Genomic DNA, 25,623 nt, shown 5'->3' on the forward strand with positions numbered 1-25,623 from the left:
CGCCTGGTAACCCAGGCGGGGCTTTTTCATATCCAGGACAATCACACCGATTCCCTGTGGGCGTGAGCTCCCACAGGGATCAGCGATTATTTGAAGACCAACTTCTGCGGCACATCCACATCCCACAACACCCCGGGATCCCCCACAGCCACCTCAACCACGCGCCCCTTGGCAAATAGAGGCTTCGCGCCACGATCTCCCGATAGCGCCATCAATCCCGCCGCGAAATCACGTCCGAACCCGACCGGATGCCCATACTCTCCGTTTTGCACCGGCACGCTGACGCTGTCGTGACTGATACCCGCCAGGACTTTTTCAATGCTGGACGGGAGGATGAACGGCATGTCACCCAACACTATCAACCAGCCATCGAGTTGGGCACAGGCAGAAACTCCCGCAGCAATGCTGTCGCCCATGCCGATGGACTCGACCAACACAATTTCGCAGCCATAGGCCTGGGCCATGCGAATCACTTGGGGTCGATCAGCGGTGGTCACCAGGACGCGCTTGCCGCCATTGGCCGGAAGATTCACCAGCACGTGCTCGATCACCGAACGAACCGCGCCATCGCGGCCGGTGCAATCGGCCAGCAACTTGTCCTTGTCGGCACCGGTGAGCTGGCGAAACCGACTGCCCTGCCCCGCTGCCAGCACAATGACGCCGATGGACTCGCTCATACGCGCTCCCGTACCGGCTTCTTCTGTTTCAGCTCCACGCCATTTTTAATGGCCACGATTTCAGCCATCAGCGACAAGGCGATTTCCGCCGGGCTATGACTGCCGATATGCAAACCGATCGGACCGTGCAGCCGCTCAATGGACTGTTGCGACAAGCCCAACTGCGCCAGATTGTCCCGGCGCTTCTGACTGTTGACCCGTGAGCCCAGCGCGCCGACATAAAACGCCCTGGAGTCGAGGGCCGTGAGCAGGGCCATGTCATCCAGGCGTGGATCGTGAGTCAAGGCCACGATGGCCGTGCGCTCGTCGGTCTGGATACTCAGCACCGCCTCGTCGGGCATGCCGGAGACGAAACGACCATGCTGCTTTTCCCAGCCATGGACGAACTCGGTCCGCGGATCGCAAATCAGCACTTCGAAATCCAGCAGCCGCGCCATTTCGGCAACGTAGCGCGACAATTGCCCCGCGCCGATCAACAACAAGCGCCAGCGGGGGCCATAGATCGCGCGCAAAGTCTGCTCGTCAAACACCAGAACATCCGTTTTACCGGCCGGCTGCAAAACCACTTCACCGGTTGCGATATCAAGGCAACGCGCCACGATTTCGTGGGCTTCGCAACGCGCCAGCAGTTCAGCGACCCACGCCGGATCACCGACACGCTCCTCGGTTAATCGCAACGTGCCGCCGCAGGGCAAGCCAAAACGTGCCGCCTCTTCGCGGGTCACGCCGTAGGTGATCAATTGCACCGGCGGCCCGTCTGCCGGAATCCGACCATCGTGCAACCGGGCGATCAGGTCGTCCTCGACACAACCACCCGACACCGAACCGATCACCACGCCGTCTTCACGCAAGGCCAGCATGGCCCCGGGTGCCCGGGGCGCGGTGCCCCAGGTCTGGACCACGCTGTACAACACCACCCGCTGACCGGCGCGGCGCCACTCCAGGACACTGCGCAGGACATTCAGATCAGCGCTGTCCATCAGGCTTCAGCCTTTTGCCAGCCCTGCAACTGATAGCGAACCGGCAGGCTGCGGATGCGCTTGCCGGTGGCAGCGAAGATCGCGTTACACAGCGCCGGCGCAATCGGCGGCACGCCGGGTTCGCCGACGCCGCCCAACGGGACATTGCCCGGCGGCGTGACCAGATGCACCGCGACCTCCTTCGGCGCCAGGGACATGCGCGCCACTTCGTACATATGGAAGTTGTCCTGCTGGACCTTGCCATCCTTGAAGCTGATCTCACCCAGCACCGCATTGCCAAGGCCCATCACGCAGGCGCCTTCAAACTGTGAGCGAATCCGCTCGGGGTTGATCTGCGGCCCGCAATCCACGGCAATGTCAGCCTTGTGCACAATCAACGTGCCATCATCTTTGACCTCGACTTCGATCACCGCCGCCACGTATGTGACGAAGCTGTAATTTACCGCCAGGCCCAGGCCGCGCCCCTTCGGCAGCTCGCGCCCCCAACCGGCGGCTTTGGCGGCAGTTTCCAGCACCGTGCGCAAACGTCCGGTGTCGATCGGGTAACGTTCCGGTGATTCACCGTAGTTCCACTCTTCACTCAAGGTGCGCGGATCGATCCGACGGTCCGGACCGAGCAATTTGATCTGATACTTCAGCGGGTCCTGTCCGGCCTTGTGCGCCAGTTCATCGACGAAACTCTGGATCGCAAAGCCGTGGGGAATGTTCGACACCGAGCGATACCAGCCCACCCGGGTGTGTACCGCCGCTTCGGGGTTTTCCAGGCGTACGTTGGGGATCGCGTAAGCCATGTTGGTAAAGCCCATGCCCAACTCGAATGCCGCCTCGTGGTTCATGCCCGGCGCGAATAATGCGGTGATGCTCGGTGCTACCGTGCGATGCAACCAGCCGGATGGCAGGCCATCCTTGTTCAGGCTGGCCTTCAGGTATTCGGCGGACACGGTATGGAAATAGGAGCAGTGGATGTCGTCTTCGCGGGTCCATTGCACGCGCACGGCTTTGCCAGGGAACTCCTTGGCAAGAATCGCCGCCTCGATAATGAAATCGGGCTTCGACTTGCGGCCGAAACCGCCACCCAACAAGGTGACATTGAAGGTGACATTGTCGAACGGCAGGCCGAGACGTTCGCTGATCCGCTCACGGGTGACCTGTGGCGCCTGACTCGGGCCCCAGGCTTCGCACACACCGTCCTTGTAGCGGGCGATGGCGACCATTGGCTCCATCGGTGACTGCGATAGATGCGGCAAGTAGTAGGAGGCTTCCAGCGTGCTGTTGGCGCCGCTCATGGCTTCATCGATGTTGCCCGTGTTGCGCACCACTTTGCCGGGTTTGAGCGAAGCGGCTTCCAGCTCCTTGCGGTAGGCGATCGAGTCGTAACTGGCATTGGCGCCGTCATCCCATTCGATTTTCAGCGCTTCACGTCCCTTGATCGCCGCCCAGGTGTTACTGGCCACCACCGCCACCCCACCCAGCGGTTGGAACTCTGATGGCAGTGGACGGCTTTCGATCTGTACGACCTTGAGCACACCGGGGACTTTCATCGCGGCGCTGGCATCGAACGTTTTGACCTTGCCACCGTACACCGCTGGACGGGCGATGGTGGCGAACAGCATGCCGTCGACATGCACGTCGGCACCATACACCGCGCGACCTTTGACGATGTCGTCGCCGTCGATGGCCCTGGTGCCTTCCTTGCCGATGTAACGGAACTCCGAAGGTTGCTTGAGTCGCAGACTGTCACGCGCCGGCACGGCCAAGGCACCGGCAGCGGCGGCCAGGGCGCCATAATCCAGCTCGCGACCGGAAGGTTTGTGGATGACTTTATGCAATTGCGCATGACATTCACCGACCGGCACTTTCCACTGTTCGGCAGCCGCCTGCTCCAGCATGGTCCGCGCGGCGGCACCGCAGCGGCGCATTGGCTCGTACCAGTGGCGCATGCTGCGCGAACCGTCGGTGTCCTGGTTGCCGAAACGCACTTCGTCGCCCGGTGCCTGCTTGACTTTGACCCGCGCCCAATCGGCTTCGAGTTCGTCGGCCACGACCATGGTCAGGCTGGTGCGCACACCCTGCCCCATTTCCGAACGGTTGCAGATAACCGTCACCGTGCCGTCGGTGGCGATGCTGAGATAAACCTTGGGATCGTCGACCCAGCCATGGGGCATGCCATCGGCGCCGAACTTCTTCTGCGCCTCCTCGGCGAACGCGTCTTGCCAGCCCCAACTGGCGGCCACCACCAGCGCACCCGCAGCGCCGACGCCTTTGAGGAAACCACGCCGACTGAGGTTGCTCAGGGCGAAATCATTCGGTAACTGGCTCATGCCTTGGCCCCCTTCAGTTGAGTGGATGCCTGGTGGATGGCGGTCTTGATGCGGTTGTAGGTGCCGCAGCGGCAAATGTTGCCGACCATTGCCTCTTCGATCTGTTCGTCGCTGGGGTTCGGATTGGTTTTAAGCAATGCGGTAGCCGACATGATTTGCCCGCCCTGACAGTAACCGCACTGGGCTACGGCCGTATCGAGCCAGGCTTGCTGCACGACTTGGCCGACCGGGTCGGCATGCAGATTGTCGATCGTGGTGACATTCTGCCCCACGACCGAGCCGATTGGCGTGATGCAGCTGCGTGCAGGGGCGCCTTCGATGTGAATGGTGCAGGCACCGCACAAGCCCATGCCGCAGCCGAATTTGGTGCCGTTGTAGCCGGCCACGTCGCGGATCGCCCAGAGCAGCGGCATGTCCTCGGTGACGTCGAGTTGATGGTCTTGACCATTGAGTTTCAGGGTAATCATGGGCACGCCCGCATAGTATTGGGTTATGGGGTCGAGCAATCTGCCGCTTTCACCAAGCGGTTCGGTCATCGCAGATCGACTCAGGCTAATGGGCTCTCTTGTGCGAACGAACACGTCTGCACCGGGCCTTTGGATGGAGCAAATGCTGGTATCGTTAGGTGGCTAAGTTAACCCAGCATTAACAAAAAAGCCCTGCACAATGGAAGTTGTGCAGGGCTTTGAGATCAGTCTGGAAAGCTTAGCCTCAATACTGATTGGGCTCCATTTCCAGATTGACATGAAAACGCTCTGAAATGTCTTTCTGGATACGCTGTGCCAGGTCGAGCAATTGCAGTCCGGTAGCACTGCCATAGTTGACCAGCACCAGTGCCTGCAATTTATGCACGCCGGCATCGTTCTCGCGAAACCCTTTCCACCCTGCCCGTTCGATCAGCCAGCCTGCGGCCAGCTTCATCTGACCGTCCGGTTGCGCGTAGGCCACCAAATCCGGGTATTCGCCCTTGAGCTGCGCGACCAGCGCGGCCGGCACCAGCGGATTCTTGAAGAAACTGCCAGCATTGCCGAGCACCGCCGGGTCCGGAAGCTTCTCGTTGCGGATACTGCAAATGGCCTGGCTGACGTCAGTGGCGGTCGGCTGATCGATGCCCTGCTCGGTCAGGCGCTGACGCACCGGGCCGTAATCCAGGTGCAGATGTGCGGTGCGGTCGAGCGTAAAACGTACCCGAAGGATCAACCAGCGCCCCGGTTGCTGCTTGAAGACGCTGTCGCGGTAAGCGAAGTCGCACTCTTCCAGGCTGAAGTCGCGCAGCTCTCCGCTGTGGCGATCGAGCGCCGTCAGGCCGGCAAACACGTCCTTGATCTCGACGCCATAAGCACCGATGTTCTGCATCGGTGCCGCGCCGACGGTGCCGGGAATCAGGCTCAGGTTTTCCAGACCGGACAACCCCTGCGCCAGCGTGTGCTGCACGAACGGATGCCAGGGCTCGCCAGCCTCGGCTTCAAGCACGACTTTGCTGCCATCGTCGCTTAGCACACGAACCCCGCGAGTGGCCATGCGCAGCACCAGCGACGACACGTCTGCCGTCAACAACAAGTTGCTGCCACCACCGATGACCAGCAGGGGCACATCATGGTCCCGGGCATAAGCCAGAGCGTCACGCACGTCGGCGTCGCTATGGGCCTCGGCAAACAGACGGGCCTGAACATCCACGCCAAAGCTGTTGTACGGTTTGAGCGAAACCTGTTGCCGCACCTGCAGACTCATAACCGTCCCTTCAATTCGATCACCAGCAGATCACTGGCGCGCTCGATCAAATCCAGTACTCGCTCGAAGCCCTGATCACTGTCGTGATAGGGATCCGGCACCTCATCGATGCCCGACTGATAGCGACGCAGAAACAGATCCAGCTCTGCTTTACCCTTGACCGGTTGCATGGACTCGAGATCGCGCAGATTGCTTTTATCCATCGCCAGGATCAGGTCGTAGGTGGCGAAATCGGCACGGGTCACTTGTTGGGCGCGCTGGGCGGACAAATCATAACCTCGCAGCTTGGCAGCCGCCTGGCTACGCTTGTCCGGTGCCTGGCCGACGTGCCATTCACCGGTGCCGGCGGAGGCGACTTCTATCTGGTCGGCCAGCCCCGCCTCACGCAATTTATGCCGCAGCACGCCTTCGGCCGTGGGTGAACGACAGATGTTGCCCAGGCATACAAACAAAACACGCATCAGGCCTCCAGCAGGCGACGAACGCGCTCAAGGTCTTCAATGGTATCGACGCCGGCCGGCGGTGCGATCAGCGCATCGGCAACGTGAATCCGCACGCCGTGCCACAGCGCACGCAGTTGTTCCAGGCTCTCGGTGTTTTCCAGCCAGCATGGCCCCCAGCTGACAAAGTCGTGCAGGAAACCGGCGCGGTACGCATAAATACCGATGTGGCGGCGGTAAGGCACGCCTTGCGGCAATTGCTCGCGGCTCTTGGCGAAAGCATCCCGTGCCCACGGTAGCGTGGCGCGACTGAAGGTCAGGGCCAGGCCATTGAGATCACTGACAACCTTGACCACGTTGGGATTGAACAGGGTTTCAACATCGTCGATCGGCTCGGCCAGGGTGGCCATGCGCGCTTCGGTGTGGATAGCCAGATTGGCGGCGACCTGATCGATCACGCTCGGCGGGATCAACGGCTCATCGCCCTGGACGTTGACAACAATGGCATCGGGCGCCAGGCCCAGTTTCGCCGCGACTTCTGCCAGGCGATCGGTACCGGAGTTGTGGTCTTCGCGAGTCAGCACCACCTCAGCGCCAAAACCCTGGCAAGCCTCGACAATACGGGCGTCATCAGTGGCAACCACCACACGCTGGGCGCTGCTTTTGCTGGCCTGCTCCCAAACGTGTTGAATCATCGGCTTGCCGGCGATCAACAGCAGTGGCTTGCCCGGCAGGCGCGTAGAGGCGTATCGCGAAGGAATGACAACGGTAAAGGCTGCGGTCATTTGTCCAGACGCTCATCGGTCGTGAGGGTGCGAGCTTCGGTTTCGAGCATCACCGGAATACCGTCCCGGATCGGATAAGCCAGGCCGGCGCCCTTGCTGATCAGCTCGGTCTTGTCGGCGCTGAGCTTGAGCGGGCCTTTGCAGACCGGGCAGGCGAGGATGTCGAGCAATTTGGTGTCCATGAGCATTCCCTGGATAAAACGGTTTAAGGCAAAAGTCGAGCCGGCAACAGGCGCATCAACTGCGTATCGAACCATGCCACGAAGGCCGGCGACGGCACAGCATCGACCGCCAGGTACCACCAATCGGCAGCGGCGAAGGCACGGCACTTCACCGCGTCCTTTTCGGTCATCACCAATGGCAATGACGGAGTGAAATTCAAGGCCTGCACGCTATATTCGGCATGGTCGGCGAAGGCATGTGGCACGAGTTGCCAGTGTAGCGTTTCGAGGGTCTTGAAGAAACGCTGCGGATTGCCGATCCCGGCCACCGCGTGCAGCGCCTGGCCTTTTGGAAAGTGATCGAGGGGACGACGCTCACCGCTTTGCAGATTGACCAGCGCGGTGGGTTGCAACTGGAAAGCGAACCCCCCGTCTGGATCAGCCATGGCGCCGTTATAGAGCACCGCATCGACGCTTTGCAGGCGTTCGACCGGTTCACGCAGCGGCCCGGCCGGCAGGCAACGCTGGTTGCCCAGGCCACGGGCAGCGTCGATAAGCACCAGCTCCAGATCCCGCGCCAGCCGGTAATGCTGCATGCCGTCATCGGACAAAATCAGATCCAGCGGCTCGCTCGCCAGCAAGGATTTGACGGCATTGCTGCGATTGGGGTCGATCATTAACGGCACACCGGTGCGCTGGACGATCAACAATGGCTCGTCACCTGCAATGTCTGCGGCTTGATCCGCCTCGACCCGCCATGGCCATTGCGCCGGCCTGGCGCCGTAACCACGACTGACCACACCCACCCGCAAACCACTGCGCTGGCAATGCTGGATCATCCACAGAATCAGCGGTGTCTTGCCGGTGCCGCCCACGGTGATGTTGCCGACCACGATCAACGGCACGGGTGGCTGATAGATTTCACCCTCGCCCGCCAGAAAGCGCTTGCGCTTGTTGTTGACCACGCGTCGATACAACCACTCCAGCGGCTGCAGAAGTTTCAGGGCCGGATGACCCCGATACCAGGCGGCAAGCAGGCGATCGGACATGGCCATCAGGGTGCGGGCGGCGCCGCCTCGATTGTGGTCATGCGCAAGTGACTGAAGCCAAGCTTGCCGGCGGCGTCCATGGCGGTGATCACCGCCTGATGCTGGGTTTTGCCGTCGGCGCTGATGGACAGCGGCCGGCTGGTATCGCCGCCTGACTCTTTCTGCAACGCTTCCATCAGGGTCGCCAGGTCGCTTTTCGGCAAGACCTGGTTATTCACCGAAAACACGCCTTCGGCACTGATGGCGATGTCCAGCTGCCGGGTCTGGTCTTCAGCCGGCGAGCCGCTGACCGCTTCCGGCAGGTCGACGCGCAATTGGGTTTCACGGGTAAAGGTCGTGGTCACCACGAAAAACAGCAGCAGGACAAACACCACGTCGATCAACGACACGAGGTTGATGTCCACCGTTTCCCGTGGTTTGCGGCGGAATTTCACGCTTTGCTCCCGGCCAGATCCACATCACGGTCGCCCTGCACCACCTCGACCAGTTTGATGGCTTCCTGCTCCATGCCCACGACGAGCTCATCGATACGCCGTTGCAGGAAACGATGGAAGAACACCGATGGGATACCTACGATCAGCCCCGACGCCGTAGTGATCAATGCCTTGGAAATACCGCCGGCCAACACACCCGGATTGGTCGCCATGCCCGTGCCCATGAACGAACTGAAGATATCGATCATGCCCAGCACAGTGCCCAGCAGGCCCAGCAGCGGCGCCATGGCGGCAATGGTACCGAGGGCGTTGATGTAGCGTTCCAGCTCGTGGACAACCCGGGCGGCGGCTTCTTCAATGCACTCTTTCATGATCTCGCGGCCATGCTTGGAGTTCGCCAGACCTGCCGCCAGGATCTCGCCCAACGGCGAATTGGCGCGCAGTTCCTTGAGTTTTTCCTTATTGAGCTGCTTGTCCTTGATCCAGACCCAGACCTGCCCGAGCAAGTGCTCCGGGGTGACGCGACTGGCACGCAGGGTCCAAAGGCGCTCAGCGACAATCGCCATTGCCGCGATGGAACTCAGGATGATCGGTATCATCATCCAACCGCCGGATTTAACCAATTCCCACACAGTGACAGTCCCCTCGAAAAAGTGCGCCACTCTAACATAGGGGGTCGGCGCACCGAAGACCGTGATGTCGCATTCGGTCGGGCGTTCATGACACCCGGTTATTTTGCCAGGGGTGGTGGATCGCGCCAGAAGCGCCGTTCCAGACGCATTGAGCGCGGCGCCTCGAAACGCCCGAGCTGGAGATGAACGGCACCTTGATCCGCACTGTCGTAGATCGCCATGCCGTACTTTTGATAGCGTGCCAGGACGGTCGGGTGTGGATGGCCGAACGAATTGCCCTGGCCACGTGAGATCAGCACCGCTTTGGGCCGCAACCGGTCGAGCAGCGCCATGGAGGACGAACTGCGGCTGCCATGGTGCGGCGATTGCAGCCAGTCGGTGGGTATGGCCAACGGACTCTCGAGCAACGCTCGCTCGGCGGCCATGTCGATGTCTCCGGTCAGCAGCATTCGCTCACCGCTGGCTTCAATCTGCAGCACGCAGGATTTGGGATTACTTTCACGGGCGTGCGCCCATTGCCACAGTTCAAAGTTCACGCCGTCCCAGGTCCATCGCCGACCGCTCTCGCAGCCCGCCGCTTGCCATTCATTCGGCAATTCTGCGGGTTCACCACCGAGTACGTGCTTCACCGGTAGCCCCTGGGCGACCGCCCGCGCACCGCCGGCATGATCGGCATGGGCGTGACTTATCAGCATCAGGTCAATACCGTCCACGCCCAGCTTGCGTAACGTTGGCAAGACCACGCGCTCGCCAAGATCGTTATCACCGAATCGGGGACCCGCGTCATACAGCAGCGTGTGGTGGCGAGTGCGCACCAGGATCGCCAGACCTTGGCCGACGTCCAGTTGCCAGATGTCGGCAACGCCTTCCGGTATTTCTGAACGCGGCGGAAAAATCAGCAACAGCAGCAGCGGCCAGCCCAGCGGGCGTAACGGTACGCCTCGCGGCAGCAACAAGAGAAAGGCTCCCAAGGCACCCAGCCCCCAGACCCACAGCGGGATCGCCGTGGGCACCCATGCCGGAACCTGACCAGCCATCCACGCCAGGCCCGTGAACAACCCATCGATCAAGCCGCCGGCGAGCCATAACAGGCCCTCACCCACATACGGCACCGGCAATAACAGCGTCCCGAGCAAAGCAGGTGGCAACACCAGCAGGCTGATCCAAGGCACGGCCAGCAAGTTGACCAGCGGTCCACTGAGACTGATCGGCAACCCCAGCACCAGTAAAAGCGGGCCCAGGCCGATGGCGATCAACCATTGCGCGCGCGTCCAGGTTTGCCACCATCGCCACGGCCCCAAACGACCGCTGAAAGTGAGAATCAACACCGCGACCGCCGCAAAGGACAACCAGAATCCCGGTTGCAAACTTGCCAGCGGATCCAGCAATAACACGCCATTGAGCGCAAGCAACAGCGGCCACCAGGCACCGAGATGACGAAAACGCAGGCGCCATAACAACACCAGACCGATCATCAGACAGGCACGCCGCACCGGCACCTCGAACCCGGCCAACAACCCATATCCGAGGGCTGCAGCGAATGCCAGACCACAGGCCCAGGGCAACCACGGCAGGCGGTTCGGACACAGGCCATAGCGGGCGAGTCCGGCAATCAACAGATACACCACCCCCGCCAGCAGACCGATGTGCTGCCCGGAAATCACCAATAGATGCACGGTGCCGGTGTCTTGCAACACCTGCCAGTCCTGACGGCTGAGTCCGCTACCATCCCCCAGCACCAACGCCGTCAGAACGCCCGTCCGGCCCTGGGCATCCACGGCCTGCAACCGCTGCCGGATGCCGTCGCGCCAAGCCCAACGTGCCTCGCTCAATAGCTCCCCGTCCTTGACCGTCCCGGTCGCACCGATTCGTTGCGCCAACAGCCAGGCGTCGTAATCAAAGGCATGTGGATTCAGCAGCCCTGCGGGACGTTTCAACTTGACCGCCACTCGCCAGCGCTCGCCGCTCTTCACTGGCGGTCCGCCATACCAGGCCAGGCGCATGAGTGGCGGCACGGTGCCGTGGCGCGACCGCGCGTCGGCCAATTCGAAACGCACCACTGCCTCGGTATGCTGCGGCAACCCCACCACCCGCCCTTCGACCCAGCGCGTTTCGCCATCGAGGCGTGAGGGCAATCGATCATCCAGCGCCCATTGGGCCTGCAGGCAGGCCCAACTCAAACCGAACAGGAAAAACGCCACTGGATAAGTCCTGAACGGCAGCAGCATCAAACCGATAACCGGCAACAACGTGCATAACCAGACCGGCGGCAATGCCGGTAAAAAACGCAAGGTCAGCAGACCCAACGCCAGCGCCATCATCCCTGTGCGCATAAGCTCGTCCTAGAGAGTCCAGCCCCTAGGCATAGTCGGCCCATCGCACCGCCGTCGTTATTAATTGTCACAAACTCTGAATGGGCACCTCATAGAATCCAGACATACTTGCCGCCTTAACCGACCGAGAAGCCTTATGCCCCGGCGCTTATTCAAACGCTACATGCCAGACCCGACCAGCATCAGGGAACACAAATCCTTACGCTTTCTCGGCACCCTGCTGCATGACCCGAACCTCTGGCACCTCAATCGCCACTCCGTGGCCCGGGCGATGGCGGTTGGCCTGTTCGCGGCATTCCTGCCGATCCCGTTGCAGATGCTGGTGGCCGCCATACTCGCGATCATGGTGCGCGGCAATATGCCGATTGCCGTCAGCCTGGTCTGGCTGACCAACCCGATCACCATGCCTGCCGTGTTCTACTGCACTTACCAGGCCGGCGCCTGGTTGATGGACGTTCCTGCCCGCCAGCTGCCGGATGCGTTGACCTGGGAATGGATCAGCGGCGAGTTATCGACCTTGTGGCAGCCGTTTTTGCTGGGTTCGGTGGTGACGGGACTGACCCTCGGGGCGCTCGCCTATTGCGTGGTGATGATGTATTGGCGCTGGTGGGTGGCGCGGCAATGGAAACGGCGCAAGAAAAGTCGAATGTGAGAAAGCAAAACGGCCTCCCGAGTGGAGGCCGTTTTTTATGGCATCTGGATCGACAGCTTATTGGCTTGGCGCCACTCAGGTACGCATCCCGCGGCCGCTGACCAGCAATCGCGCGCAACCGATATACAGCACGACGGTCGCCACCAGCATGAAGGTAATCGCAATGCTGATGCGGATATCCGACACGCCGAGGATGCCGTAGCGGAACGCATTGACCATGTGCAGCACCGGGTTGGCCAGGGACACGGTCTGCCAGAACGGCGGCAGCAACGAGATCGAGTAGAACACCCCGCCCAGGTACGTCAGTGGTGTCAGCACGAAGGTCGGAATGATCGAAATGTCATCGAAGTTGCGCGCAAACACGGCGTTGATGAAGCCCAGCAGCGAAAAGATCGTCGCCGTCAGCACCACCACCAGAATGGTCACCCCCAGGTGATGTACCTGCAAATCAGTGAAGAACAGCGACAGCAGCGTCACGATGACGCCAACCATCAGCCCGCGCAGTACACCGCCCAGGGTAAAGCCAATCAGAATGGTGTGGGGCGAGACCGGCGACACCATCAATTCTTCAATGGAACGCTGGAACTTGCTGCCAAAAAAACTCGACACCACGTTGCCGTAGGAGTTGGTGATCACCGACATCATGATCAGCCCCGGCACGATGTACTCCATGTAGGTGAAACCACCCATGTCGCCGATCTGCCGGCCGATCAGGTTACCGAAGATCACGAAGTACAGAACCATGGTGATCGCCGGCGGCAGCAGGGTCTGCGGCCAGATCCGGGTAAAACGCCGGACCTCACGGTAGACGATGGTGTTCAGGGCAACGAGGTTGGGCTGCAGCTCGGAACTCATACCGCCACCTTCGACAGATTTTTCTCCACCAGGGACACGAACAACTCCTCGAGGCGATTGGTTTTGTTACGCAGGCTCAGCACTTCGATGTTTTGCTGTGCGAGTTGAGTGAACAACGCAGTGATGCCCATGCTCTTGTCGACCTGGACCTCCAGGGTGTGGTCGTCGAGCAACCGTGACGGATAGCCGATCAGCTGCGGTGGCACGCTCAGACTGTTCTTCAAATCCAGCAGAAAGGTTTCGACGTGCAATTGGCCGAGCAACTGCTTCATGCTGGTGTTTTCGACGATGGTGCCGTGGTCGATGATGCCAATGTTGCGGCACAACTGCTCAGCCTCTTCCAGATAGTGCGTGGTGAGGATGATGGTGATGCCTTTTTTGTTCAGCTCGGTGAGAAAGGTCCACATCGAGCGACGCAGTTCGATGTCCACGCCGGCGGTCGGTTCGTCGAGGATCAACAGGCGTGGCTCGTGGACCAGCGCCCGGGCAATCATCAGTCGGCGCTTCATGCCGCCGGACAGTGAACGCGACGGCACATCGCGCTTGTCCCACAGACCGAGCTGGGTCAGATACTGCTCGGCGCGTTCCTTGGCAATTTTCGCCGGAATGCCGTAGTAACCGGCCTGGGTCACGACGATGTCGAAGGTCTTTTCAAACTGGTTGAAGTTGAACTCCTGGGGCACGACGCCGATGGAGCGCTTGAGCCCCGCCGGGTCCTTGTCCAGGTCGTGACCGAAAATATTCACCGTGCCGCTGGTCTTGTTCACCAGGGTCGAGAGAATGCCGATGGTCGTGGATTTGCCGGCGCCATTGGGGCCGAGCAAGGCGAAAAAGTCACCTTCGGCGACATCCAGATCGATACCACTCAAGGCCTGGAAACCGTTGCCGTAGGTTTTGGTTAGCTGCCGGATGGACAGAGCGGAACTCATATCGGATTTACGCACCAAGAAGGGAAGAGAGGAATAAATAGGGGCGGGCGGCGGACAACTCAACCACGACGCACCGGCACAATGGTGCTTGTCGCCGCCACACAAGTACAGTCAAGTGTGTCGATAGTGAGTATTAAGTCAACGCGGTCATCACCGCCCGTTGATAAGCCGGACGCTGTTTCAGCCGTGCGTACCAAGCCTCCAGATGCGGCATGGGCGCACGCTCGATCGGCATTTCGAACCAGGCATAAATGAAACTGCCCAAGGGAATGTCGCCCATGCCGATCTCATCGCCGGACAGGTAAGGCCGGGGTGCCAGTGCCTGATCGGCCATCGTCAGCAGTGCTTCGCACTCCTTGATTGCCGCCTTGATGGCGGACCAGTCCTGCTGGTCTGCCGGGGTGCGCAAGACGCCCCAGAACACCGTGCGGAACGGACCGGCAAAACTGGAAGTGGTCCAGTCCATCCACTTGTCGGCCGTTGCGCGGGCTTGCAGGTCGGCCGGATACCAGGCGCTGCCCGCGGCGTGACGGGCCATCAGGTAACGGACGATGGCATTGGATTCCCACAACACGAAGCCATCATCTTCAATCACCGGGACCCGCCCATTGGGGTTCATCGCGCGGTACTCCGGGGTGTCGACGACACCAAAGGCACCGCCGGCATCGATGGCTTCATAGGCCAGGCCCAGCTCTTCGGCGGCCCACAATGGCTTTCTGACATTCGATGAATTTTTCCGTCCCCAGATCTTCAGCATGACCGCCTCTCAATGGATGAATGCGCAGGCAGCATACGCCGGTTCAGGCACGACTCAAATCGCTCTGCATGTCCCCCAGCAGCGCTGGCAGCTGCTCGCCGAACAAGTGCGGATAACACTTTTCAAGGTGCGCGAAGAAAAACGTTTCGGGCACGTCGGCGAACTGGCCGTGATCAATCAGATACTCCATCAATTTCTCGCCATCGCGATTGAATGGATGGAAAACACTGTCGTTGATTCCGTCGAATTCCAGCGGCGCGACCTTGAACAGCTCACACAGCCCCTGATTGAAGGCCGGGGTGGCTTTGACCCAGCGACCGTTAAGGTAAAGCTCGGTGTAGCCATGCATGGCAAACACGTCGCTCTTGAGCAATTCGAGCAGACGCGGCGTCGATAAATGATTGCGTACGTCCGCCAGACCGATGCGCGCAGGAATCGCGCAGTGCCGCGCACACCCGGCCAACAGCGTGGCTTTGGGCACGCAATAACTCTCACCGGTAGCCAGTGCATGACTGCCGCGCAAGGTCTGTGGATCACGACTGAACGTGTAAGGGTTGTAGCGAACGGCTTCACGGACGGCGTAATAGAGGTTGATCGCCTGCTCGAGTGGGTCGCGACTGTTGCCACGATGTTTTTCGGCGAACTCCACCACCGAGGGATGGTCACTATCGATGAAGCGGCCGGGACTCAGATACTCGTGCATGAGGGCAATCTCCAGGGGAAGCCCCGAGTCTAGCGAGCGATCAAGCACAAAGATAACGACGTTTCGGCCAAACATGGACGCTATGTCGCACGTTCAATGAACGATTTTTCACGACCTGTCGTTCATCAGGCCTACAAAATCATCCATGGTTTCCCCACGTTTTCAATCACAACGCTGTGCCCCCCCTGTTTTGCGGATGCCGTCTAAGCTCTGAGGGTTGGCTCGCCCTGGTTTCACGGAGGATTAAATATGCTGCTGTTGTGGATACTGGTTCTGATTGTCGGGATAGCTTATCTGGCCCACCGTCGCATTTCGCCGCTGCCTGCACTGGGCATCGTGGCCGTCTACCTGGTGGCAATGGGCGCTTTGAGCCGTGCACCAGGCTGGCTGCTGCTGATTTTCTGGGGGTTGCTCGCGGTCGTGGCGGCCCCCTTGTTGCTACCCGAGCTGCGTCGCAAATCCTTCAGTGCGCCGCTGTTCAAATGGTTCCAGAAAACCCTGCCGCCCATGTCTCAAACCGAGCGTGAAGCCATCGAGGCCGGTACGGTGTGGTGGGACGGCGAATTGTTCAGCGGCCGCCCGGACTGGAACAAACTGCTGGCCTATCCCAAAGCGCAGTTGAGCGAAGAAGAACAGGCCTTTATTGACGGCCCGACCAATGAACTGTGTGCCATGGTCAGTGATTGGGAGCTCGGTCAGACCCTGGATCTGCCGGCCGAAGCCTGGGCCTTCATCAAGGAAAACGGCTTCTTCGCCCTGATCATTCCCAAGGAATTTGGCGGCAAGGGATTCTCGGCCCATGCCCACTCCCAAGTGGCGATGAAACTGGCCTCCCACAGCGGCGACCTCGCTTCCACCGTGATGGTCCCCAACTCCCTCGGTCCGGCCGAACTGTTGCTGCATTACGGCACCGACGAACAACGCAATCATTACTTGCCACGCCTGGCGCGCGGCGAAGAAATCCCCTGTTTTGCCCTGACCGGTCCCCTGGCCGGCTCCGACGCGGGCGGTATGCCCGATACCGGGGTGATCTGCAAAGGCGAATGGGAAGGCAAGGAAACCCTCGGCCTGCGCCTGAATTGGGAAAAGCGCTATATCACACTGGGCCCGGTGGCCACCCTGCTCGGCCTGGCGTTCAAGGCCTACGACCCGGACCATTTACTGGGTGACAAGGAAGACCTGGGCATCAGCCTGGCGCTGATACCGACGGATACCGCCGGCGTGGAAATCGGTCGCCGTCACCTGCCGCTTGGCGCCGCGTTCATGAATGGCCCGAACTCCGGCAAGGATGTATTCGTGCCGCTGGAATACCTCATCGGTGGCCAGGAAATGCTCGGCAAGGGCTGGATGATGCTGATGAATTGCCTGTCGGTCGGGCGCTCGATCTCCCTGCCAGCGGTCGGTACCGGTATGGCCAAGTTCACCAGCCTTGTGACCGGCCAATACGCGCGGATTCGCGAGCAGTTCAACGTTCCGATTGCCGCCTTCGAAGGCATTCAGGAAGCCATGGGACGCATCGCTGGCAATGCCTGGATGATGGACGCGGCGCGAATGCTGACGACCAATGCAGTGGATTTGGGCGAAAAACCGTCCGTGCTGTCGGCCATTCTCAAATATCACCTCACCGAACGCGGTCGCGAGTGCATCACCCACGCCATGGATGTTCATGGCGGCAAGGCAATCATCATGGGGCCAAGGAATTATCTCGGTCGGATCTGGAATGGCGCGCCGATTGGCATCACCGTGGAAGGGGCGAACATTCTCTCGCGCAACCTGATGATCTTCGGCCAGGGCGCGATTCGCTGCCATCCGTTCGTCCTCAAGGAAATGGCGCTCGCCAGCCGCGAAGACAAGGATCAGGCACTGATCGAATTCGACGGCCTGCTGCTCAAGCATATCGGTTTTGCCGTGAGCAACGCTGCCAGCACCCTGGTGCTGAACCTCGGTTTCGGGCATCTGGAACACATGCCCGGCGACAAGCTCAGCCAGGGTTATTTCCGCGCGCTCAACCGACAGGCCGCTGCGTTCGCGCTGCTGGCCGACCTCAGCATGATGTTGCTGGGCGGTGAACTGAAACGCCGCGAACGCCTCTCGGCACGACTGGGTGACGTGCTCAGCAACCTGTACCTGGCCAGTGCCGCGCTCAAGCGTTACAGCGACCTCGACTCACCGGAGCACATGACGCCGCTGTTGACCTGGGCCATGGAGGAAAGCCTGGGCCAGGCCGAACGGGCCATGGATCAATTGCTGAATAACTTCCCGAACAAGGTGCTGGGCTGCCTGCTGCGGGTAATCGTGTTCCCGTTCGGCCGCCGCCACAAAGGACCATCGGACAAACTCGGTGCCGAAGTGGCAGCGGTGATCGGCCGTGCCAAAGGCGATCCGACCCTGGAAGAGTTGCTCCTGGGTTGCTACCGCCCGCAATCGGCCGACGACCCGGTCGGCGTATTGCAGCACGCCAGCGATCTGTTGAGCGCGGCGCAACCTCTTCAAAAGAAACTGCACACGGCGCTCAAGAGCGGCCAGGTCAAACCGGTCGCCGGGGAACACATCATCGATACGGCACTCGAGGCTGGCGTGTTGCAACCCATGGAGGCTCATACCCTGCGTGAAGCCGAAGCGGCGCGACGCAAGGTGATTGATGTCGATGATTTCGACAAGGACGAGCTGGCGCTGGCCGCAGGGAAGGTCCGCTGATCCAGCAACCCCTCTCTACCAAGTGAAAAAAGGGCGCAGGGGCTTTATACTCCCGCGCCCGTTTTGCTCTTGAGGACTTATCTCGTGTCCAACATCGTTGCCGATCATCTCGTTTTGCTCGACCACTTGCGCAGCATCCTGGTCGCCGTAGGTGAGGCCGACCAGGTTCCCGAAGAAAGCCATGCCTTGTTCCTGGAGCGCTTCGACGAATTGCGTGCGTTGCTGCCGGTCGACCCGATCGAAAGCCAATACCTGGGCCAGGACATTCTGTGTCAGGTGATCACCCGCTACCCGCAAATCGCCCACCTGGTCCCGCGCGACTTGCTGTGGTACTTCGCCGGCGATTGCCTGCATTACATGCCCGACGATGAAATCGACCTGTACCAGGCCCTGGAAGAACGTCGTTTCGAAGCCGAGCAGAACGACGAACCTTTCGACTGGAACCAGGAAAAACAGCTGCTGGCATTGTCGAATGAAGGCAGCAAGCACTGATCCGCGATCAGCCATACAAAGGCCCGCCTGTTCAACCATGCGGGCCTTTTTAATGCGTTAAAACAAGCCCTCACTCTCAGGCAATTCATACTCCGAAACCGCCGTAGTCAGCTTGCCCGGCTTACCGGGTTTGCCCAACGTCGGCTCTTTCTCCATGCACTCCACCAGGTAATCGATCAACACCCGTAGCTTGGGAGGCAGGTAGCGAGTGGGCGAATGCAGCAACCAGGCGCCGCCGTGGTAGGACGCCAGGAAGGTCCAGTCCGGCAGCACCTGCACCATCAACCCCTTCTCCAAGGCACGGCGCGCCGTAAAGTACGGCAGGCTGCCAATACCGATGTGCTGCAAAACGGCGCCAAAACGGACACCCGTGTGGTTGGCGGCGTATCGCCCGCGCACACCCACGGTGACTGATTTGCTGCCTTTCTTGAACTTCCAGCGCGCATCGCTCGGGGTTTCACCCAGGTAGATGCAGCTGTGGTTGAGCAAATCATGGGGATGAGTCGGCGTTCCGTGTTCAGCCAGATACTGCGGCGTCGCACAAAGCAAATGGTCAATCGTCAGTAACTGCCGCCCCACCAGGCCCGCAGGGGGCCGATCAGTGATGCGAATCGCCAGGTCGACGTGATCGTCGATCAAATCCACCTGACGATCCTCAAGCAACAACTCAACATCCACTTTGGGATAGCGGCGCAGAAACTCCGGTATATGCGGGTGAATCACGATACGGCCCACCGCTTTCGGCACACTGAGACGCACCACGCCCTCAGGCTCATCCGTAAACTGACCACTGATTTCCATCACCGAACGAGCGGCATTGACCATCTCCCGGCAACGCTTGAACACCTCTTCGCCACCGTCACTCAAACGCAATTTGCGCGTGGTGCGTTGTAGCAAGCGAGTGGCCAGCGCCTTCTCCAGGCGCGAAATGCTACGGCTCACCGCCGAAGGTGAAGTGCCCAATTGCCGGGCTGCCTCGGAGAAGCTGCCGGTCTCGACGACCTTGACGAAAATCGCCATTTCACCGAGCAACGGCAGCGGAAGATTTATGCTCAAAACGCAACAGTCCTTTGATATTTGAACGGATTATCACGTAATTCGAGGCTTCATATAATAAAAAGTGGAAACATTTATACGAGCATTGAATATGACGCTTCGCCTTTTTTTCCATAGGGATGACCTCAAGGCCAATGTGGAAGTCCTGGAATGCACGCCCCACGAGAACGAATTCGCCGTGGTGCTGCGCGCAACGCTGTTTCACCCTCAGGGTGGCGGGCAGCCCTGCGACACCGGATGGATAGGCGAAAGCCAGGTACTGCGCGTGGTTCAGGATCCCGACCGGATCATTCACTTTGTCGACCAACCGATTACACCTGGCATGGCTCCGATCCAGGTGGACGAGCAACGTCGTCAGTTCAATACGCGTATGCATACCGCCGGCCACCTGATCGGCCACTTTGTTCAGGCCATGGGCTGGATGCCGACCAAGGCCCATCATTGGCCAGGCGAAGGACGTGTGCAGTTCAAACCCGCAGAGTCGGCAAAAGACGTTGATGCCCCCATGGTTCAGCACGGCATCGAACAATGGATCGCCCGCGATCTGCAGCGTCTGACATCGCTACGCGAAGGCGCCCGGGAGATCGGTTTCGGTGAACTGCCCGCCTATGGCTGCGGCGGCACCCACGTACGCAGCCTGAAGGATCTGGGCACAGTCACAATCGCATCCCTTTCACAGAAGAAAGGGATTCTGTCGGTTCACTACCACGTGGACTGACGCCGGGGCGCCTGTATTCGCAGGCCTCGTTGATTCTCTGATAGATGGACCTAAGACATGATGCTTGACGTCGAGCGTCTCGATGAGGCGTGCATAAAAAAACTGGCCAACGAAGAAGTCCTCGCCATCCGCGTCAAAGGCTGGATACCCCGGCCGCTGGCCATCCAGATCGGTGAAAAGATTCTCGCACCAGGCTTTGAAGGCTATATCAACGCACCGAGCATCGGACGCATCGGCATGGCGTTCTATGAAGCGGAAAACCGGCCGCGGTTGATCGAGGATTACTTTGAGCGGGCAACCCGCAACATCGCAGAGTTACGCAACCGTTGCGCGCCCTATGCCTGCCCGGTCGACACGCTGCGTTGCATGCTCGATGAATCATGGCCGGCCGGCGCACACCTGGAAAGCCTCTACGGCCGCAAGATGTACGTTGGCCTGTCGCGGGTGGTGAAACCAGACGTGTGCTTTCTGGCCCACCACGACATTTTCGCCAAGGACGCCCCCGACAGCTTTCAGGCCAGAAGCCTGGCAGCGCAGTTCGCCTGCAACATTTACCTGAGCATGCCCACCGCGGGTGGCGCGCTGCAGATATGGAACCACGATGTTTCCCCGGAACGGTTCGACGAAATGCGCGGCGACAGCTATGGCATCGACCCAGCTCTTCTAGGCACGCCAACCCTGGAAATTCGCCCCGAGCCCGGGGATTTCATCATGTTCAACTCTCGACGCATGCATTCAGTAACACCGGGCGTGGCGGATCCGCGTTTGAGCCTTTCATTCTTTGTCGGCTACCGCGGCAATGCTTCCCCCCTGACCTTTTGGAGTTGAAATGTATTCGAACTACCTGAGCGAGTTTCTGGCGCTGGCGATGATCCACTTTCTGGCGGTGGTCGCTCCCGGCCCTGACTTCGCCGTGACGATTCGCCAGAGTGTGCGTTTCGGCCGGATGATCGGGATTTGCACGGCATTGGGGATCGGCGCGGGAATTTCAGTACACGTGCTGTACACCTTGTTGGGCGTCGGAGCACTGATGCACACCACTCCCTGGCTGTTGACGGTGGCCAAGGTCGTGGGCGGCGCCTACATTCTGTACCTCGGTGTCAGCCTGTTGCGCAGCAAACCGAAAACCGTGGCGGAGGGCAATAACGACGCCAACGAACCGTTCGTCGAGCAAACGATGCTGAAAGCCTTCACCACCGGTTTTCTGACCAACGCCTCAAACCCCAAAGCCACTCTGTTTTTCCTGGCGATTTTTACCACCCTCATCAGCGCCACGACCCCACTGAAGATTCAGGCGCTGTACGGAGTCTGGATGTGTTTCGTAAACGCATTGTGGTTTGTCATCGTTGCACTGTTCTTTTCCAGTGCGCGGGTGCGATTGTTGTTCATGCGCATGGGACACTGGTTTGAACGCACCATGGGGGTGGTCCTGATCCTGTTTGCCGGCAGGCTGATTCTGTCGATGTAAATCCCGACCACGCAAAAGGCCCGCTCAGTCAGACTGGCGGGCCTTTTTTCTATATCGCAGATAAATCATGCACAAACGAAAACGCCGCTCAATGAGCGGCGTTTTCGTTAAATATGGAGCGGGAAACGAGACTCGAACTCGCGACCCCGACCTTGGCAAGGTCGTGCTCTACCAACTGAGCTATTCCCGCAAATGGCGTCCCCTAGGGGACTCGAACCCCTGTTACCGCCGTGAAAGGGCGGTGTCCTAGGCCACTAGACGAAGGGGACACGCTACCCGGAACACATGGTGTGTGTTTCGGTGCCCAGATCCGCATCCGAAGACTTGGTTCTGGTTTCACTCAGCCCTGCCCGAAAGCAACGCTGTTTAAAAATGGAGCGGGAAACGAGACTCGAACTCGCGACCCCGACCTTGGCAAGGTCGTGCTCTACCAACTGAGCTATTCCCGCATTGGCGTCCCCTAGGGGACTCGAACCCCTGTTACCGCCGTGAAAGGGCGGTGTCCTAGGCCACTAGACGAAGGGGACACGCTACAACATTCACTCCCTGCTTCGTTTCGCTGTGTGCTTTACGCTGCAAGTGGCGCGCATTCTATGGATGGATTGGAAGGTCGTCAACCCCCTGATATAAATTTATTTAAATCAATGACTTCGCCCTGCTTTTCGGCACCAATCCGGATTTTCCGCCGCCCGGTGTTTGGCGCCTATATTCTGACACTCGCCAAGACGTTATAGTCCATGGCATGAATGATGGCAATTTGCTCAGGAGGTGCCAGTATTCATATAAGCAGGGTCTGACCGATACAGGTTGAGCCACGCCGATCCAACTCGTCGAGCGGCCCTAGGCGCTTAAATGCCAAGCCACTAAACTCGGACGCGAACCCTATAAAGAGGTCTTACCGGTGACACCACTCATGATCACCCTGTTCGTCGTAGCAGGGATCGCACTATTGATCGCCATTGGCTACATCAACCATGTGGTGGAAAACAACAAGGTGGAAAGGGCCCGTACCAAGATTGAACTCAATGATCGCCTGCGTCGTTGCGGCGAGATTACCGAGACCTTCCCTGGCCAGTTTATGACTCCGGCGCTCAAGCTGCTGTTGACTCGCCTGGAAATGAACGTCTGCCAGCGTCTGCTGAGTCTGGAAAAAACCAGTTCCAATCTCAAGGTGCGGATTGCCGAACTGGAAGTACTGATGGCCTTGGGCGAAGGGATACCAGTCAACAACCCGCCGGCACCGATCCTGACCGAAGCCAAGGCCAAGGACGTGCGTTTCCTGCTCGAAGCCCTGCACGGCCAGATCACCCGCGCGGCGCAGGATGGCTTCCTGCCGCCCACTGAGGCCAAGCGCTGGATCCGCGAGGTGCGCCATATTCTGGTGTTGCTGCACATTGAATTCTTCAACAACCTCGGCCAGCACTCCCTGCAACAGAACCAGCCTGGCCAGGCGCGCCTGGCATTCGAACGCGGCGTGCAATACCTGCGCAAACAGCAGGAGCCACAGGTCTATGCCGAACAATTGGAATACCTGGAAAAACTCCTGGCCCGCGCCAACGACCAGGTCATGGACCGCATCGCGCCGGTAGAAGGCGAAGTGAACCAATTGACCGAAGGCCTCAAAGACGTCGAGGCAGATGCGGACTGGAAGAAAAAAGTGATTTACGACTGATCACCAAGCAAACGCAAAAAAGCCACCGTGAAAGGTGGCTTTTTTTTGGTTCATGTTCCGGGGAGCAGGGATGACGCATTACCTGCAGGAGCCCCTCAGAGCCTGAAATGCCCCACCATCCCCTTAAGCTCAACCCCCAACTGCGCCAGCTCGATACTGGACGCCGCATTCCCCTGCATCGCCAACGAAGACTGATCCGCACTGGCACGAATACTCGTGACACTGCGGTTGATCTCCTCGGCCACGGAACTCTGCTCCTCGGCAGCGGCGGCGATCTGCTGGTTCATCTGCTGAATCAAGGACACCGCCGAGGCAATGCTGCCGAGCGCACTCTCGGTCTGCAGCGCATCGCTCACCGCCAGCTTCACCAGCTCGCCACTGCTCTGAATCTGTTGCACCGATGCCTGTGCTGCCGTACGCAAAGCGCTGACCAGCCGTTCTATCTCTTCGGTCGATTGTTGGGTGCGCTTGGCCAGAGCCCGCACTTCATCAGCCACCACCGCAAACCCCCTGCCCTGCTCCCCGGCCCGCGCCGCCTCGATGGCAGCGTTGAGCGCCAGCAGGTTGGTCTGCTCAGCCACACTCTTGATGACACTGAGCACAGTGCCGATGTTCTGGATTTCCGCACTCAGGCTTTCGATGCTGGAACTGGCCGAGGTGGCCGAGTCCGCCAATTGCTCGATCCGCGCCATGCTCTGGCGCACCACCTGTTGCCCACTTTCAACCTTGCCGTCGGCCGTTTGCGCGGCTTGCGCAGCCTCTTCCGCGTTGCGTGCAACGTCGTGCACGGTAGCGGTCATCTGATTCATGGCCGTGGCGACCTGCTCGGTTTCTTCCTTTTGGCTGCTGACTTCGAGGTTGGTCTGCTCAGTCACGGCGGACAGCGATTGCGCTGACGTTGCCAGTTGCTCGATCCCGGCCTGCAAGCCGCTGACGATATGGCTCAGCCCTGCCCCCATCTGCTGCATGGCCTGCATCAATTGACCAATCTCGTCGCGGCGAGTCACCTCGACCGTGGCGCTCAAATCCCCCGAGGCGATCTGCTGCGCCACACGGATCACACTGCGCAGCGGGCCCACGATCAAGCGGGTAATCACCCAGGCCGCCACCAGCCCGACCAGCAACGCCAGTGCCGAGGAACCGATGATCAACAGCGAGTTCTTTTTCAGTTCGGCCTGCATCGACTGATCTTCGGCCGCATAGGCCTGGTCCACTCGCGCCACCACTTGGTCAGCCCGTTGATGCAGCTGCTGGTAGACGGTCTTTTCCTGCTCCAGCAGTCCGGTGTACTCAGCGAGCTTGTCACTGAAACTGGCGATGTGACCGGTCACTTCATTGAGCACGGTACGGTAGCCTTCATCCTTGACCGTGGTTTTAAGCTGCTCGGCCTGGGTCAGTGCTTGACTGGCCTGTTCGATCTTGCCCTGCCCCGCGCTGTCGTCACCCTTGCGGCTCTGGTCCAGACGCACACGGGCTTCATTCATGGCTTGCAGCATCAAGCGCGACACCTGGCTGACTTGACTGGCTTGTTCGATGAACTGCGCGCCGTCCTTGCCTTCGGAGTCCTTCAAGGTATAGGCGCCGTCATCGGCGAGACCGGACTGCAGCACATCAAGATTGTTGGCCACGCTGGACACCGACCAACTGGCCATTTCCAGCGCCAGGTCCTTGGCCTGACTGAGCGAAACGAACTCGTCGAAAGCCTTGCGGTAAGCCCCCAGGGACTGCTCGACGTCCGTCATGACCGGCACATTGGCCGCCGACTGCGCCTTGAGCTGGGTAGCCAGGGCGATCAGCCCATCGACCCCTTCGTGCAAGGCATCGGCGGTTTTCGGATTACCGCGCAAGGCGTATTCCTGCTCCAGCAGTCGCACCTTCAACAAACCGCTGTTGAGCAATGACATCTGCTTGAGCCCGTCGAAACGATGACTGATGGTTTGCAGGGACCAGACGCCGATACCCGCAACCAGGGCGGTCAACAACAGCACCAGCACAAACCCGATACCCAGTTTTTTTGCCATCCCGAGGTTGGCAAAACGTCCTTGCACGGCCGAAATCATTGCACTTAGTCCCCTGCCAGA

The 25,623-nt window shown here is 59.8% G+C and carries 25 protein-coding genes, 4 tRNA genes and 1 pseudogene; 7 read left to right on the top strand and 23 right to left on the bottom strand.

What is annotated here, in order from left to right; all coding sequences use genetic code 11:
• Positions 1–86 precede the first annotated feature (86 nt).
• The 12 genes from AC1Q6D_RS15760 to AC1Q6D_RS15815 all read right to left on the bottom strand — a co-directional run bounded on the left by AC1Q6D_RS15760 (position 87) and on the right by AC1Q6D_RS15815 (position 11,543).
• Positions 87–677: a nucleotidyltransferase family protein gene (locus AC1Q6D_RS15760; protein WP_103406450.1), complete on the bottom strand. Its 591-nt coding sequence runs from the start codon at positions 675–677 to the stop codon at positions 87–89.
• Positions 674–1,657, bottom strand: a complete 984-nt coding sequence (locus tag AC1Q6D_RS15765) for an XdhC family protein (RefSeq protein WP_103406451.1) — start codon at positions 1,655–1,657, stop codon at positions 674–676. Before AC1Q6D_RS15765 ends, AC1Q6D_RS15760 begins: the two co-directional genes overlap by 4 nt.
• A complete protein-coding gene (locus tag AC1Q6D_RS15770) occupies positions 1,657–3,978 on the bottom strand; it encodes a xanthine dehydrogenase family protein molybdopterin-binding subunit (protein ID WP_103406452.1) in 2,322 nt (773 codons plus the stop codon). Before AC1Q6D_RS15770 ends, AC1Q6D_RS15765 begins: the two co-directional genes overlap by 1 nt.
• Positions 3,975–4,445, bottom strand: a complete 471-nt coding sequence (locus tag AC1Q6D_RS15775) for a (2Fe-2S)-binding protein (protein ID WP_103406468.1) — start codon at positions 4,443–4,445, stop codon at positions 3,975–3,977. The genes AC1Q6D_RS15770 and AC1Q6D_RS15775 overlap by 4 nt, the downstream gene beginning before the upstream one ends.
• 244 nt (positions 4,446–4,689) lie before the next feature.
• Positions 4,690–5,709: a UDP-N-acetylmuramate dehydrogenase gene (gene murB / locus AC1Q6D_RS15780; RefSeq protein ID WP_103406453.1), complete on the bottom strand. Its 1,020-nt coding sequence runs from the start codon at positions 5,707–5,709 to the stop codon at positions 4,690–4,692.
• Complete coding sequence (locus AC1Q6D_RS15785) at positions 5,706–6,170, bottom strand: low molecular weight protein-tyrosine-phosphatase (protein ID WP_047526959.1); 465 nt, start codon at positions 6,168–6,170, stop codon at positions 5,706–5,708. Before AC1Q6D_RS15785 ends, murB begins: the two co-directional genes overlap by 4 nt.
• On the bottom strand, positions 6,170–6,934 hold the full coding sequence (gene kdsB / locus AC1Q6D_RS15790; protein WP_103406454.1) for a 3-deoxy-manno-octulosonate cytidylyltransferase: 765 nt from the start codon (positions 6,932–6,934) through the stop codon (positions 6,170–6,172). The genes AC1Q6D_RS15785 and kdsB overlap by 1 nt, the downstream gene beginning before the upstream one ends.
• Positions 6,931–7,116, bottom strand: coding sequence for a Trm112 family protein (locus AC1Q6D_RS15795; protein ID WP_007945752.1), 186 nt, complete (start codon positions 7,114–7,116; stop codon positions 6,931–6,933). The genes kdsB and AC1Q6D_RS15795 overlap by 4 nt, the downstream gene beginning before the upstream one ends.
• Positions 7,117–7,139: 23 nt before the next feature.
• Entirely contained in the window at positions 7,140–8,150 is a 1,011-nt protein-coding gene (gene lpxK / locus AC1Q6D_RS15800; RefSeq protein WP_103406455.1) for a tetraacyldisaccharide 4'-kinase, read from the bottom strand.
• Positions 8,150–8,578, bottom strand: coding sequence for an ExbD/TolR family protein (locus AC1Q6D_RS15805; RefSeq protein WP_047526947.1), 429 nt, complete (start codon positions 8,576–8,578; stop codon positions 8,150–8,152). The genes lpxK and AC1Q6D_RS15805 overlap by 1 nt, the downstream gene beginning before the upstream one ends.
• Positions 8,575–9,210, bottom strand: coding sequence for a MotA/TolQ/ExbB proton channel family protein (locus AC1Q6D_RS15810; RefSeq protein WP_047526945.1), 636 nt, complete (start codon positions 9,208–9,210; stop codon positions 8,575–8,577). The genes AC1Q6D_RS15805 and AC1Q6D_RS15810 overlap by 4 nt, the downstream gene beginning before the upstream one ends.
• Positions 9,211–9,308: 98 nt before the next feature.
• The gene (locus AC1Q6D_RS15815) at positions 9,309–11,543 is read right to left on the bottom strand and encodes a DNA internalization-related competence protein ComEC/Rec2 (RefSeq protein ID WP_103406456.1); all 2,235 of its coding nucleotides are present in this window, start codon (positions 11,541–11,543) and stop codon (positions 9,309–9,311) included.
• 136 nt (positions 11,544–11,679) lie between these two features.
• Here AC1Q6D_RS15815 and AC1Q6D_RS15820 point away from each other — a divergent pair, with 136 nt between their 5' ends.
• Positions 11,680–12,195: a DUF2062 domain-containing protein gene (locus AC1Q6D_RS15820; protein ID WP_103406457.1), complete on the top strand. Its 516-nt coding sequence runs from the start codon at positions 11,680–11,682 to the stop codon at positions 12,193–12,195.
• A gap of 75 nt (positions 12,196–12,270) precedes the next feature.
• On the opposite strand, the gene AC1Q6D_RS15825 is transcribed toward AC1Q6D_RS15820, so the two are convergent.
• The 4 genes from AC1Q6D_RS15825 to AC1Q6D_RS15840 all read right to left on the bottom strand — a co-directional run bounded on the left by AC1Q6D_RS15825 (position 12,271) and on the right by AC1Q6D_RS15840 (position 15,439).
• Entirely contained in the window at positions 12,271–13,050 is a 780-nt protein-coding gene (locus AC1Q6D_RS15825; protein ID WP_103406458.1) for an ABC transporter permease, read from the bottom strand.
• Positions 13,047–13,979 carry an ABC transporter ATP-binding protein gene (locus tag AC1Q6D_RS15830; protein ID WP_103406459.1) on the bottom strand — a complete coding sequence of 311 codons (933 nt, stop codon included), beginning with the start codon at positions 13,977–13,979 and terminating at the stop codon, positions 13,047–13,049. Before AC1Q6D_RS15830 ends, AC1Q6D_RS15825 begins: the two co-directional genes overlap by 4 nt.
• 133 nt (positions 13,980–14,112) lie before the next feature.
• Complete coding sequence (locus AC1Q6D_RS15835; protein WP_103406460.1) at positions 14,113–14,736, bottom strand: glutathione S-transferase family protein; 624 nt, start codon at positions 14,734–14,736, stop codon at positions 14,113–14,115.
• 43 nt (positions 14,737–14,779) lie between these two features.
• A complete protein-coding gene (locus tag AC1Q6D_RS15840) occupies positions 14,780–15,439 on the bottom strand; it encodes a transglutaminase-like domain-containing protein (RefSeq protein ID WP_103406461.1) in 660 nt (219 codons plus the stop codon).
• A 249-nt stretch (positions 15,440–15,688) separates the two neighbouring features.
• On the opposite strand from AC1Q6D_RS15840, the gene AC1Q6D_RS15845 reads away from it, so the two are divergent.
• Both AC1Q6D_RS15845 and AC1Q6D_RS15850 read left to right on the top strand, forming a co-directional pair.
• The gene (locus AC1Q6D_RS15845; protein WP_103406462.1) at positions 15,689–18,136 is read left to right on the top strand and encodes an acyl-CoA dehydrogenase; all 2,448 of its coding nucleotides are present in this window, start codon (positions 15,689–15,691) and stop codon (positions 18,134–18,136) included.
• An 84-nt stretch (positions 18,137–18,220) separates the two neighbouring features.
• Positions 18,221–18,628, top strand: coding sequence for a PA2817 family protein (locus AC1Q6D_RS15850; RefSeq protein ID WP_103406463.1), 408 nt, complete (start codon positions 18,221–18,223; stop codon positions 18,626–18,628).
• A gap of 57 nt (positions 18,629–18,685) precedes the next feature.
• Here the strand turns inward: AC1Q6D_RS15850 and AC1Q6D_RS15855 are convergent, their stop codons facing one another.
• The gene (locus tag AC1Q6D_RS15855; protein ID WP_103406464.1) at positions 18,686–19,684 is read right to left on the bottom strand and encodes a LysR family transcriptional regulator; all 999 of its coding nucleotides are present in this window, start codon (positions 19,682–19,684) and stop codon (positions 18,686–18,688) included.
• 91 nt (positions 19,685–19,775) lie between these two features.
• On the opposite strand from AC1Q6D_RS15855, the gene AC1Q6D_RS15860 reads away from it, so the two are divergent.
• The 3 genes from AC1Q6D_RS15860 to AC1Q6D_RS15870 are packed head-to-tail and all read left to right on the top strand — an operon-like array spanning position 19,776 to position 21,870.
• Positions 19,776–20,402, top strand: coding sequence for an alanyl-tRNA editing protein (locus AC1Q6D_RS15860; protein ID WP_103406465.1), 627 nt, complete (start codon positions 19,776–19,778; stop codon positions 20,400–20,402).
• 57 nt (positions 20,403–20,459) lie between these two features.
• Positions 20,460–21,230 (top strand): 2OG-Fe(II) oxygenase, encoded by a 771-nt coding sequence (locus tag AC1Q6D_RS15865; RefSeq protein WP_103406466.1) that lies wholly within the window; start codon positions 20,460–20,462, stop codon positions 21,228–21,230.
• A gap of 1 nt (position 21,231) precedes the next feature.
• Entirely contained in the window at positions 21,232–21,870 is a 639-nt protein-coding gene (locus AC1Q6D_RS15870) for a LysE family translocator (RefSeq protein WP_090467743.1), read from the top strand.
• Between the two features lie 114 nt (positions 21,871–21,984).
• Here the strand turns inward: AC1Q6D_RS15870 and AC1Q6D_RS15875 are convergent.
• The 4 genes from AC1Q6D_RS15875 to AC1Q6D_RS15890 all read right to left on the bottom strand — a co-directional run bounded on the left by AC1Q6D_RS15875 (position 21,985) and on the right by AC1Q6D_RS15890 (position 22,397).
• Positions 21,985–22,060 (bottom strand) — tRNA-Gly (locus tag AC1Q6D_RS15875).
• Positions 22,061–22,063: 3 nt separating this feature from the next.
• Positions 22,064–22,139, bottom strand: a tRNA-Glu gene (locus AC1Q6D_RS15880).
• 104 nt (positions 22,140–22,243) lie between these two features.
• Positions 22,244–22,319, bottom strand: a tRNA-Gly gene (locus tag AC1Q6D_RS15885).
• A gap of 2 nt (positions 22,320–22,321) precedes the next feature.
• A tRNA-Glu gene (locus tag AC1Q6D_RS15890) sits at positions 22,322–22,397 on the bottom strand.
• Between the two features lie 386 nt (positions 22,398–22,783).
• On the opposite strand from AC1Q6D_RS15890, the gene AC1Q6D_RS15895 reads away from it, so the two are divergent.
• The gene (locus AC1Q6D_RS15895) at positions 22,784–23,542 is read left to right on the top strand and encodes a hypothetical protein (RefSeq protein ID WP_178083176.1); all 759 of its coding nucleotides are present in this window, start codon (positions 22,784–22,786) and stop codon (positions 23,540–23,542) included.
• A gap of 95 nt (positions 23,543–23,637) precedes the next feature.
• On the opposite strand, the gene AC1Q6D_RS15900 is transcribed toward AC1Q6D_RS15895, so the two are convergent.
• Positions 23,638–24,519, bottom strand: a complete 882-nt coding sequence (locus AC1Q6D_RS15900; protein WP_371919946.1) for a methyl-accepting chemotaxis protein — start codon at positions 24,517–24,519, stop codon at positions 23,638–23,640.
• Positions 24,499–25,602 (bottom strand): annotated as a pseudogene (locus tag AC1Q6D_RS15905) (HAMP domain-containing protein); the annotation flags it as partial. The pseudogene AC1Q6D_RS15905 and the gene AC1Q6D_RS15900, both read right to left, overlap by 21 nt.
• Positions 25,603–25,623: the final 21 nt, after the last annotated feature.

It is taken from the genome of Pseudomonas sp. MT92 (assembly GCF_058792515.1).

Excerpts from the sequence above, each read along its gene's own strand:
- AC1Q6D_RS15830 (WP_103406459.1), bottom strand. The coding sequence starts at position 13,979 with ATGAGTTCCGCTCTGTCCATCCGGCAGCTAACCAAAACCTACGGCAAC.
- AC1Q6D_RS15895 (WP_178083176.1), top strand. The coding sequence starts at position 22,784 with ATGATCACCCTGTTCGTCGTAGCAGGGATCGCACTATTGATCGCCATT.
- murB (WP_103406453.1), bottom strand. The coding sequence starts at position 5,709 with ATGAGTCTGCAGGTGCGGCAACAGGTTTCGCTCAAACCGTACAACAGC.
- AC1Q6D_RS15835 (WP_103406460.1), bottom strand. The coding sequence starts at position 14,736 with ATGCTGAAGATCTGGGGACGGAAAAATTCATCGAATGTCAGAAAGCCA.
- AC1Q6D_RS15760 (WP_103406450.1), bottom strand. The coding sequence starts at position 677 with ATGAGCGAGTCCATCGGCGTCATTGTGCTGGCAGCGGGGCAGGGCAGT.
- AC1Q6D_RS15870 (WP_090467743.1), top strand. The coding sequence starts at position 21,232 with ATGTATTCGAACTACCTGAGCGAGTTTCTGGCGCTGGCGATGATCCAC.
- AC1Q6D_RS15785 (WP_047526959.1), bottom strand. The coding sequence starts at position 6,170 with ATGCGTGTTTTGTTTGTATGCCTGGGCAACATCTGTCGTTCACCCACG.
- AC1Q6D_RS15865 (WP_103406466.1), top strand. The coding sequence starts at position 20,460 with ATGATGCTTGACGTCGAGCGTCTCGATGAGGCGTGCATAAAAAAACTG.
- AC1Q6D_RS15775 (WP_103406468.1), bottom strand. The coding sequence starts at position 4,445 with ATGATTACCCTGAAACTCAATGGTCAAGACCATCAACTCGACGTCACC.
- AC1Q6D_RS15770 (WP_103406452.1), bottom strand. The coding sequence starts at position 3,978 with ATGAGCCAGTTACCGAATGATTTCGCCCTGAGCAACCTCAGTCGGCGT.
- AC1Q6D_RS15815 (WP_103406456.1), bottom strand. The coding sequence starts at position 11,543 with ATGCGCACAGGGATGATGGCGCTGGCGTTGGGTCTGCTGACCTTGCGT.
- AC1Q6D_RS15765 (WP_103406451.1), bottom strand. The coding sequence starts at position 1,657 with ATGGACAGCGCTGATCTGAATGTCCTGCGCAGTGTCCTGGAGTGGCGC.
- AC1Q6D_RS15900 (WP_371919946.1), bottom strand. The coding sequence starts at position 24,519 with ATGCAGGCCATGCAGCAGATGGGGGCAGGGCTGAGCCATATCGTCAGC.
- kdsB (WP_103406454.1), bottom strand. The coding sequence starts at position 6,934 with ATGACCGCAGCCTTTACCGTTGTCATTCCTTCGCGATACGCCTCTACG.
- AC1Q6D_RS15820 (WP_103406457.1), top strand. The coding sequence starts at position 11,680 with ATGCCCCGGCGCTTATTCAAACGCTACATGCCAGACCCGACCAGCATC.
- AC1Q6D_RS15845 (WP_103406462.1), top strand. The coding sequence starts at position 15,689 with ATGCTGCTGTTGTGGATACTGGTTCTGATTGTCGGGATAGCTTATCTG.
- lpxK (WP_103406455.1), bottom strand. The coding sequence starts at position 8,150 with ATGGCCATGTCCGATCGCCTGCTTGCCGCCTGGTATCGGGGTCATCCG.
- AC1Q6D_RS15840 (WP_103406461.1), bottom strand. The coding sequence starts at position 15,439 with ATGCACGAGTATCTGAGTCCCGGCCGCTTCATCGATAGTGACCATCCC.
- AC1Q6D_RS15860 (WP_103406465.1), top strand. The coding sequence starts at position 19,776 with ATGACGCTTCGCCTTTTTTTCCATAGGGATGACCTCAAGGCCAATGTG.
- AC1Q6D_RS15795 (WP_007945752.1), bottom strand. The coding sequence starts at position 7,116 with ATGGACACCAAATTGCTCGACATCCTCGCCTGCCCGGTCTGCAAAGGC.
- AC1Q6D_RS15825 (WP_103406458.1), bottom strand. The coding sequence starts at position 13,050 with ATGAGTTCCGAGCTGCAGCCCAACCTCGTTGCCCTGAACACCATCGTC.